1 protein-coding gene is annotated in these 10,378 nt (G+C 59.9%); it reads right to left on the reverse strand.

From position 1 onward, the window contains the following. Nucleotides 1-7: 7 nt before the first annotated feature. On the reverse strand, nt 8-10,360 hold the full coding sequence (locus tag AC07OO_RS09205; RefSeq protein WP_495081745.1) for a hypothetical protein: 10,353 nt from the start codon (nt 10,358-10,360) through the stop codon (nt 8-10). Nucleotides 10,361-10,378 lie beyond the last annotated feature (18 nt).

The raw sequence follows: 10,378 nt of genomic DNA on the forward strand, positions 1-10,378 counted from the left end.
AATTCCATCATTGACCCCGGAAAAAGTTGTAATAGTCACGGAAGACAGCCAAATCTGCCTGACCTAGCCCAAGTCGGCTTCCTTGCCAAATATTTGTAGAAGTTGCAAACACTTCTTTCTGAGTTCTCGTTAAATCATATTGCCACATTACCTTCGCCTGACCATAGGAAACCCCCGGCTCCATAAACTTATTGAACTGCCTAAGGTGTCGAATCTCGTGCAATACGGTCAAAGCCATTACATCTGCATTCCCAAGGTTTTCATTCAGGCTAATTATTGGAGCTTTGCCACTTGCAGAGAATAGACCGAAGTCATCTGGATGAGAGAAGAACTTCACTCGAGTGGAACCAAGCAACTCAGATGTCTTTTGAGCATACCCGGTACCGAATGTCTCTTCAATGCGAGTCATGGCCATACTCAGTTTCTCAGTTTGAGACAACTTGACAAAGGATTCGTCGATCGTTCCAAGGAAACTTGACGCACTCGAAGCCATTCGCGACGAAGCGTTTGTAGCGCCAAAGACCTCTTGCATACGGGCAGTAGCGGCGGCAAGTGTCGGACTCATGTTGTCCATGGCTGGTCCAAGCCATTGCGCCGTCTTCCCAACGCCTTGCCACGCCAACCCACCCGCTGTTGTGGCCAACTTGGTTGCGCCCGTTCCAGCGAGAAAGCTCAAACCGCCCTTAAATAATGAGTCCGCCTGTTGGTCAAACGGCTTATTTGCAAAATCGACGGCGGCATATATACCGCCCACCACTGGTGCCATGGGGTGTGTTGCAAGGTATTGCAATTGTTCACCTGCGGCTGCTCTCGCATTCGGATCAATTGCGATTCGGTATGCTCCACGCCCCATCTTGGCAAAGTCATATCCAACGTCATTGGCCAACGATCCAAACTTGGCACCGATATAGGCAAACGGGTTGCCCTCAGCAACGGCTCTGTCTTGCATGCCTTGGTATGTGGCCTGGTCATCTGCCAGAGCCTGCGCCAGTTCGTCCGGTGGTTTGACGTTAGCACCTGAATTTCCCACTCCATATATATGAATGTGGAGCAGTCCTGATTCATCCACCCACCAGTGGCTCTTGTCTCCCACATTCTTGCTGTAACTATCTTCTTGTGTAGCGGCCGTCCGGAAGCGCGATATCTGCTCTTCGCGCAAACTCGCCAAGAGATCATCACTGGGTCCGTCCTGCGCACCATTGCTTTGAGCATTCTGTACGTAGGTAGGCAACTTGCCACTACCCAAAGAGTAGTCGGCCAAGATTTCATCATCCCCAAGGTCGAACTGTGAACCCCATTGGCTGGCCTGCTCAGCTTTGAGCGTCAACCCCGATCCACTCCATTGAGCTGGCGTGTCTACTGAAGACCCGTAATACTCCGGATCAAGTTCTCGGTTGACCCTATTGAGCATTGTGCGATTGTCGGTCGGCTGCATTGCATCAATGAACGCCCCACCCAACGCATTGCCAAACGCATCTGTGGCAACCTGTTGAATGCTCATCTTCCCGCCACGTGCAAGAGCCGTAGCACTTCCAGTCACAACACCACTGAACGCAGCACGCGTGAACTTGTCAAACCCGGTGATTGCGTTGTTCGGTACGCCGTTGTTGGTCAGGTCAAGGGCTTCATTCATACCCCAGCCTACGCCGCCCCCCACCGCGCTGGCGGCGACGGACGTCCAATCAAAGTGTTCTTGCAGACCGGTCATGACGGCAACACCCTGTGTCACCACGTTGCCCAGCGCAGCGCGGCCGGCGGCGGCCTGCCAAGTCGCAGGAGCCGCCCCACTAAAGGAGCTGCCCACACCCGCACCCACACCGGCCCCAATGGCTCCCATGGCCACCGCATTCCAATTGAAGCCTTTCTGTACGCCAATCATGTTGCCAACGGCCTGGCTGGCGATCGAGCCCACGGCGCCGCCAATGGCAGCTGCCGCCAACATCGCGCCCGAGCTCACGCCAATGGCGGCACCGGCCGCAGCACCCGATAGGACACTACTACCCAAAGCCATGGTGGCCGCAAATCCAGTGGTACCAGCAGCAGCGCCCGTTGCCAACAACGAAGCCGCGGCCCCCGCCGTATAGATAGTGGCCACAATAGCCACGATGATCATGATGATCTGCCCGATACCGCCACAGCCACCCGCCCCCGCCCCTGCAGGCATTGGCAGATCCGGCAGATTCGGGCTGGTGTTGCCCACAATCTTGCTGGGGTCGTAAGGACGCAGGCTGTTGGCGTTGTTGGCGCTGAAGCCCAGCTTGGGCAACGTCAGCGTCTGGCCGTCCAGCAGCGGCGCGTCGGGCGCCACCGCCAGGCCATTGGCGTCGGCCAGGCGGTACCACAGGCGCCCGTCTCCATAGACGCTACGCGCAATGCTTTGCAAGGTCTCCCCGTGCTGCACGGTGTAGGTGGTGCTGGTGGGCTCGGACTGCTTGAGGTTCAGAGCCTGGGCCCCCAAAGACACGTCCAGCGTGCTTTGGTACGTCACTGATGCAACGTCGCTGTTGGCATCATCCTTGGGCGCAATGCCATAGCGTGCCAAGACCTCACCGTTGACGATCAGCTGACGCTGAACCTGACCGGGGTTGGCGCTGTTGCCGATATAGCCGCCCACATAGCCCGAGTTGGGGTTGGTGATGAGGCCTGCACCGTAAAGGGTGCCCGCGCTGCTGGCCGCGTTTTGGTTGACGTACAGGGTCTGGCCCTGGGCGTTGTTCACAAACGTGCGGTTGAAGGCGGTGTCTTTCTCGGTATGGCGGACCAGGTAGCCGTTGGGGTCGTAGGTGTTGTCAGCAAAGGCGTCGTCTGTCCTCACGTCTTGGCCCGAGGCCCATGCATTGCGGTGCGTGTCCACATGGGTGATGTGGGCTTGTCCGTTTTGCACCGTGATGGTGTTCTTGACCGTGGTCGTGCTGGAGCTGGTGGGTGTACCTAGGTCGTTGGCACCGACGGTTTTGTCCACATAGCCCAGCAGGTTGCCCGCTGCGTCGTAGCCCAGGCCGGCAGCGCCGTCGCCGTGGTAGTCGATGTCGGAGCGCTGTAAAACCGTGGCCAGCGCCTTGTTCGCGGCAGAGACCGTGCCGCGCTGCACCGCACGGGTTTGCAGCACGTGGCCAGCGGCATCGTACTGGTTGTAGCGGTACATGACCGAGGGGCGGCTGGTGTCGCCCAGGTAGGGCAGCCGGGTAATGCTGGCCACCACGCGCCCTGCGCCGTCGTAGTAGTACTGGGCTTGGTCGAACTCGTTGGCCGAGTTGGCTCGGGTTAGGTGCCCCAGGCTGTCGTAGTCGTAGCTGATGTTGCTGTTGTTGGCAGTGATTTGCGTGTCTGTATTTAGCTCCCAGGTGCGGTTACCCAGCTTGTCATAGGCGTAGGTGTGGGTCACCACATGGTTACCCTCTTGGGTGTCTTCCTGCCAGATCTGGCGGCCCATGTCATCAAAGTTGAAGCGGCTGGTGGTGGTTTTAAGGCCTTCGTCAACTGCTCCGGTTGAGATGCCGGGGGTGGCCGATCCATTGCGCACCGTGGTGGTGACAGTCTTGCGGTTGCCGGCCTCGTCGTAGCTGATGCTCATCGTGGCGCGGCCGTCTCCGGCCATCACCAGGCGGCGGGCGGTGTCATAGACCATGTTGTTGTCTTGGTAGACCACACTGGCCAAGGTGTTATCCGCAAAGCGCGTGAGCTGGCTCACTTTTTCGGAGATGCGGTTGCCTGCCAGGTCGTAGGTGTACCGGGTGGTTTGCCCCAGGTAGCTGTCCTGCTGGGTGATGAGCTGCCCGGCCTGGTCGTACTCGTAGTACTTGCTGACCTTGTTGGCCGCGTTACGGGGGTCACTGCTTTCTTCGTGGATGAGCTCACCGGCCAGGTTGTAGGTGTAGCTGTAGCTCACGACGCCGTCCTTGTAAGCGGTGGCTCCAGCGATGGCGGCACGCCTGCCAAACTGGTCGTAGTTCCACGTTTGGGTTGCGCCAGTGGCATCCGTTTGGGCAATAGTGCGCCCCAGCGCGTCGTAGGCGATGCGGGTGGTTTGGGTGGTGCGGTCTCCAACAGGTGGCGTGACGGTAGGCACCTGACCAGGGTCCAGCCTGTTGAGACTCAAGCTGCGCTGGCTGACCTGGCCCGAGCGGTCGTAGCTGTAGCGGGTGACTTCGCCATTGGCGTTTTTGCTGGCTACTTTGCGACCGGCTTCGTCGTAGACCGATGTCTCCAGCACCGTGGGGCCCATTGCGACGTTGAGGTCATGCCAGACAGCGCCGTTGGCGTTGTGGATGTCGGTCTCGTTGTTGTCGGCGTGGACTTTGCTGTTGTCTATATCGCCCAGGCTGTCGAGTTGGTAGGTTTTTACCGCGTCTTGCAGGGTGGTGCTGAGCTGGTGGCCCAGCTGGTCATAGGCGTAGGTCGTGGTAACGGTCGATGCCCCGTCTTTCAAAGCGACCGTCCGCACTTTTTCGCCAAAGGCGTCGTAGTCGTTCAGGACATTGCCGCCGTCGGCGTGGTGCTCCTGAACCAGGTTGCCCGCTACGTCGTAGCGCTGGGTGTTGACCTTGCCCCGTGCGTCGGTAACGGCAATCTGGTGGCCCTGGGCGTCGTAGGCGTACGCGGTGGTGGCCTGCATGCTCGACACCGTGGAGGTGTAGTTCAGGCCGTTGGGCAGCACGGTCTGGATGGTCTGGGATTGCGAGACCAGTTGGTTGTGGGCGTTGTAGCTGTAGTGGACGCTGTTGCGCACGCCGCCAGGCTGCGCTGCACTTCCCAGAACCTGGGGGCCGTCCAGCTGAATGACATTGCCCCAGCGGTCAACTTGGCGGCTGGTGGTGGGGCTCTGGTCTTGGTCAGGTGTGGCGTTGGTCTGGACGCGAATGGGCAGCCATTTCTGCGTTGGAATCTCGGTGACGCTGATGGTGGATCCGCTGCCATAGCCGACCGGAACGGTGACCCGCATTGTGGTGCGGGCCTCACCATAAGGAAGCGGGCTGTTGGCGATGAGCTGAACGATGTACTCGCCCGGCGGGTAGATGCCCGCAATGGGAACGCAGGAGAAATAGTTCGAGGGCAGGACGGCGCGCTGACTGGCAGTCGTAAAGATTTCGGGGTCGGTTGCCACGATGGCGCCCGTGTCGGCGCGGGCAATGATGACGTGCATGCGGGTGTCCGCAGGCAAGGCTGGGCCTAGAACGACACCGTAGGTCCTACCATCAATCACGCCTGTGCCGAAGCTCACGCCGTTGATGGCAGGGGTGCCCGCCGCGATCGTGGGTGTTGCTGGGTTGGTATTGAGGCCCAGCAGGGTTGCGCGCTCGTCGGTGGCGACGGTGAGGATTTCGTCAACACCGTTGTGGTCCAGCCGGTACAGGGGTTGGTTGCCGCTTTCAGGTCTGCTGTCCACATAGCCAGCGATGTCATACGACCAGCCTTGGCCGACGTATTGACTGACTTCGCTGAAGCTGGTGGTGAAGCGGCGATCGGCGTTGATGGGGTCGCCCCGGTAGAGGCTGTATAGGGGGATGTCGTTGATTGACGGCGAGGCGTTGACATAGCCAACGATGCCCTCACTGGAGAAGCCCATTGCCAGGCGCAGCACGTTGTCCAGGCTGGTGTTGAGGTCAAAGCCCTTGCTTTGGATGAAGCCGGCCCACTCCTGCCTGTTCCATTCGGTCAGGAGGTTGCCAATGGGCTCAGCGCCACGAGCGGTGAAGTAGTGGTGGCCGCTGTTGTCGTAGTAGCGTTTGAGGGGAACGCGGTTCCAAGCGGGATCGGTGTACAAGAAGCCCGCAACGCCCAGGCTGGTAAAGAGCCCTGGGGCGGTTGAGATAACGGTAGCGTCACTTCCGGTGGGCGCGACACTGGCCGTGACGGTGACGGTACCCCGGTTGAGGGTGTGCTCGCCGTTGACCCAGTTGAAGGTCTCTACCTTGAAGTCATAGTTGCCAGCACCGATCGGGTCGAGGACTACGCCCACGCGGCCGTTGGCGTCCATAGCCACAGGCTGCAGCTCGGTATGCCAGTTGGCCGGGATGTCGGCATCACCGGAGAGTTTGTAGCTGATGAGGGTGTGGGTGTCAGCTGTGGGTTTGTCCCAGCTGATGGTGGTGCGCATTTGCCCACCCACCAGTTCTTTGCCGAACTTGCCGGTGGTGTTGGGACTGAGGTAGTCCACCGCGTTGCCCGAGCCGCCAACACTGAAGACGCCGGTGCTGAGCACCATCTGGCCTTCCGGGGTGGTGGTGCGCAAGGTGTATTTGTAGTTGCCTGCGGCCAAGCCCAGCCCACTGTAACGGTAGCCGTCTTGGAAGACCTTGCGATGGGTATCGGGGATGGTAATGACGGGCCCGTCAACACCGTTCAGAACTTGCCTGACCTCCAGATCCGGGAGGAAGTTCAGATTGGTGGGCACGCTGACCTCCAGCGAGAGGCTGGAACTTTGATGGTACAGAACGGTGCCGGTCCGCAAGAGGTTGTTTGCCTCGATGCTTGAAGTGGTATAGCGCCAGTTCTGGGCGTTTCCAACACCGGTTTGGAGTTCTTGCAACTGGATGCTGACGCTGGAGCCTGCACTTTGTACAAAGCCTTCCAGGCGGATCAAACTCCAATCGGCTCCGACCTGAGCGCGTGCGCTAGCCTCGCTCCCCGCGGTGACGAGGCGGAACTCGTCGGTGCCGTTCTTTTGGAAGCGGAACAGTCCGATCAAGCCCAGGCCTTCGTGGTAGTCCTTGGCAATGTAGCCAATGACGTCACCCGCCGACCAGCCTACGAGGTGGTTGTGCAGCGCATCCAGGTTGGCCGCGTCTTGCGCATCCCCTCTGTCAGCCGCCGCGATGCTGCGTCCGGTGAATTGGTTGACGTAGCGATACAGGGGTATGACTGCAATGCCCTGTGGGGCCACCTCAGGGCTGGTGATGAGGTAGGCACTTAGGGGGCCAGACGACCAGCTGCCAATGGTTTCGGAATTGGCCGGCGTGTTGTTGTCGTACACCGTGGTCCAGTTGCCGAAGATGTCTTTTTTCTCCAGCTTGACGCTGCTGATTTCGGAAACACCCCAGGCAGTGGGGTCCGTGTTTCTGGGGCCATTCGTCCATTTGAGGCTGTAACCGTTGACACTCTCCTCGGGGGACAGCAGCACCGTTTTGCTGACGGCCTGTGACTCACCACTCTCGGCATATTCCTTGGATTTGTAATTGACCGTGACACGCACATCCCCACTGCCCAACGTGGTCAGGGGGCTCCACATGATGTCAATCTGATTGAGGCCGAGTGCCGCCGTCGAACTTGTCCTGATCAATGCGTAGAGGTCGTTGCCCTGAACGCGCACGGTTTGTTGGGCATTGGCGGCGCGGCTGGGCTCCTTGGTCAGGATCAGGTGGCCCAAGGCGTCATACGCCATATCCGTGCGGCGGTAGTCCGATTGGGCATTGGTCAGGAATTGCGGGATGTTGTTGCTTGCGTTCTCCAGGTCCAAACGACCATTGCTCTCCACACGGATGGTCTGGTTGCCCTGCAGGTCGTATTGGAATATGCGGGTAACGCCATCGCCTGCGTTGGTGCGCCACACACGGCCGGCCGCGTCGTAGTCGTAGTACTCGTACTGGCGGCTACCTGCGAGGGCGTTGCCCATGGCTTGGCCGTTTTGCAGCACCGTCTTGGTGAGGAGTTCGCCAAAGGCGTTGTAGGTGGAGAACGTATCCACCAGAACCGGTGTGGAGCCTTCGCCCACGGCGGTATAGACATGGGCACGGTTGCCCACGGCGTCGTAGACATTGGCCGTGAACACGGTTTGGCCCGCACTTTGGATGTTCTGCCATTGTTTGGCCACGCGGCCCAGCGCGTCGTACGACGTGAAGCTGCTGTAGCCCTGTGCGTCCGTACTTTGTATGGCGCGGCCCAAGGCGTCGTAGCGGGTATAGGTGGCGCGGTCTGTTGCGTTGTAGTTGCCGACTTGGTCGCTGACTCGCTGCACCATGATGGTGACGTTGCCAAACGCGTCGCGGTGGAACTCGGTAACCGGGGTGGTTGCAACCGTCGCCCCGTTGGAGAGCACGTCACGTTTGGGGGCCTTGACCAACGTAACGCGGCCCAGGCTGTCGTACACGCTTTGGGTAATCGCGCCACTCTGGTCGGTGGTCTTGGTCAGATTGCCAACGTTGTCGTAGGCATAGGTGGTCACCGCACCGCCAGCTTCTGCACCCAGACTACCGTCGGTTGCTACGCTGCGATACACCAGGTTGAGTTCGGTTTGGCTGGTCTTGCGGTTGAGGGCGTCGTATTTGTAGGTGGTGTTGCGGTCCTTGGGATCACCCACAATGAAGTTCGTGATGAGATCAACGATCGTGGCAACAGGACTGCCGTTGACACCATTGGGCAGGCCGCCATTCCATCCATTGACGGCTTTGGCGTATTCGCTATGGACCGTGACATTGCCGCGGGCGTCAAAGCTCTGGGCACTGACGTAACCCATCGCATCAACGGTACCGGTTTGGTGGCCGACTGCGTCGTAGAAGTAGTAGGTGTTGATGGACGAGCCGCTTACGCTGGGGTCTCGCCGCTCCGATTGAACCACCAGCTCGCCAAAGGCGTTGTAGGTTTTCTGGGTCGTGGGACGCACGCCTTGGTAGGCGCTTGCGTTGCCCTGGCTGTCGGTGTAGACGCCACTGACACTTTCGTTTTGCACCGTGACGGCGCGGCCCATGCGGTCGTAGTAGGTGTCGATCTGGCGTGACTGGCCACCACCAGCCGCTCGGCGAATCATACTGGTGACGTCGCTGAAGGCCGTACTGCGTAGGTACGTGGTGGTATTGCCTGCTGCGTCGGTTTCTTGCGCTACACGGCCGGCTTTGTCGTAGGTTTTGGTGCTGACATTGCCTGCAGCATCGGTACCCATGTAGGCGTTACCCAGCAGGTCATAGACGGTGGTGCTGATGAGTGCCTGCGGGACGGTTTCGCTGCGGGTGACGTGGCCGCCATTGGCCAGCAACTGCGAGGGGCTCTCGTTGTAAACACCCACGGCTGCAAAGATGGTCTTGACCTGGCGATCCAGGCTGTCGTAGACGTAGGTCGTCGTGCGCTCCTGGCCGGCGAGGTCTTTGGCCTCTATGCGCGACAACACGTTGCCGCGTGCGTCATATGCCATTTGAGTGACCAGACGCGCGGTTGGCGGTGACCTGTTGGGGTCAATGGACAGGCCACTGGCGTCGTTCCCATCGGCAGTCACTACTTCAACTTCGGGTGCGGTTTCCCGGATCAGATGCCCGGCAGCGTCGTAGTCATAGTTCCAGGTACTGGCGTTCTCGTTGGTAAAGCTGGTCTTGTTGCCCGCGCCATCGTACGTAAAGGCCTGGGTATGCCCCAGGGCATCGGTCTGCAGGCTCAGCTGCCCCGCACCGTCATAGCCGAATTCGGTAACGGCATTGGTATCGACACTGCGCGCGTTGGTTGTAAAGAAAGTGTTTTGCAAACCGGTGCTGAAACGCTCGCTGAAGCGCGTCTGCTCAACCACTTGGCCAACGCCGTCGTGGCGGTAGCGGGTGACATACCCTTCGGCGTCGACCACAAACTCCAGCTGGCCGGCAGCGTCGTAGCGTTGGCGGGTGACGCGGTCTTGGGCATTGGTGCCCATGTACGAGGCAATGTCGCCGGCGGTAACCGGGGTTCCTGCGTCCAGGGCGACCAGCGCTTGTGCACTGGCTTTACTGGCATAGCGGGTCAGGTCGGTCACCAGGCCCAGCGCATTGCGCGCATACTGCGTGACCTCGCCCTCGGCATTGACCACCACCGCCTCACGGCCGGCGCGGTCATAGGCATGGCGCGTGACGCGGTCATGCGCGGAGTCAAACAGAGGCGCAGACAGTGCCACCAGGTTCGGTCCACCCTGCGCACTCGCGTAGCCCGACAGAACATTGGCGTACTGCGTGGTGCGCAGCACATTGCCCATCTTGTCATAGGCCAGATCGGTAACCGCTCCGGTGGCATCCACCGTGCGGGTTGCGCGGTTGGCGGCATCGTAGACGGCGCGGGTAACGCGGTCGTTGCTGCTGAGCTGGTAGATGCCCTGTCCGTTGGCAAACTGGGTGGTCTGCAGCACATTGCCATTGGCATCGCGCAGGTACTGGAAGGCCTGACCGGCGCTGTTGGCGCTCTTGCTGACGCGGTTGGCCGCGTCATAGATGTAGGTGGTACGCAGGTCGTTCGTAGCGTCAGCGATCGCGAGCAAGTGCTGGTCGATCTGCGCGGGCGTCATGCCGTCCACAATGGCGGGCAAGCCGGTGACACTCGATGTGCCCAATCGCTTTGCGTAAACCGTGCGCTCGATCAGGTTGCCCACGGCGTCATAGCGCATCGCGATGGGCGCCAAGGTGCCATCGGCCACGTAGATGGCGCGGTTTTG

The organism is Rhodoferax sp. GW821-FHT07G04 (assembly GCF_059418585.1).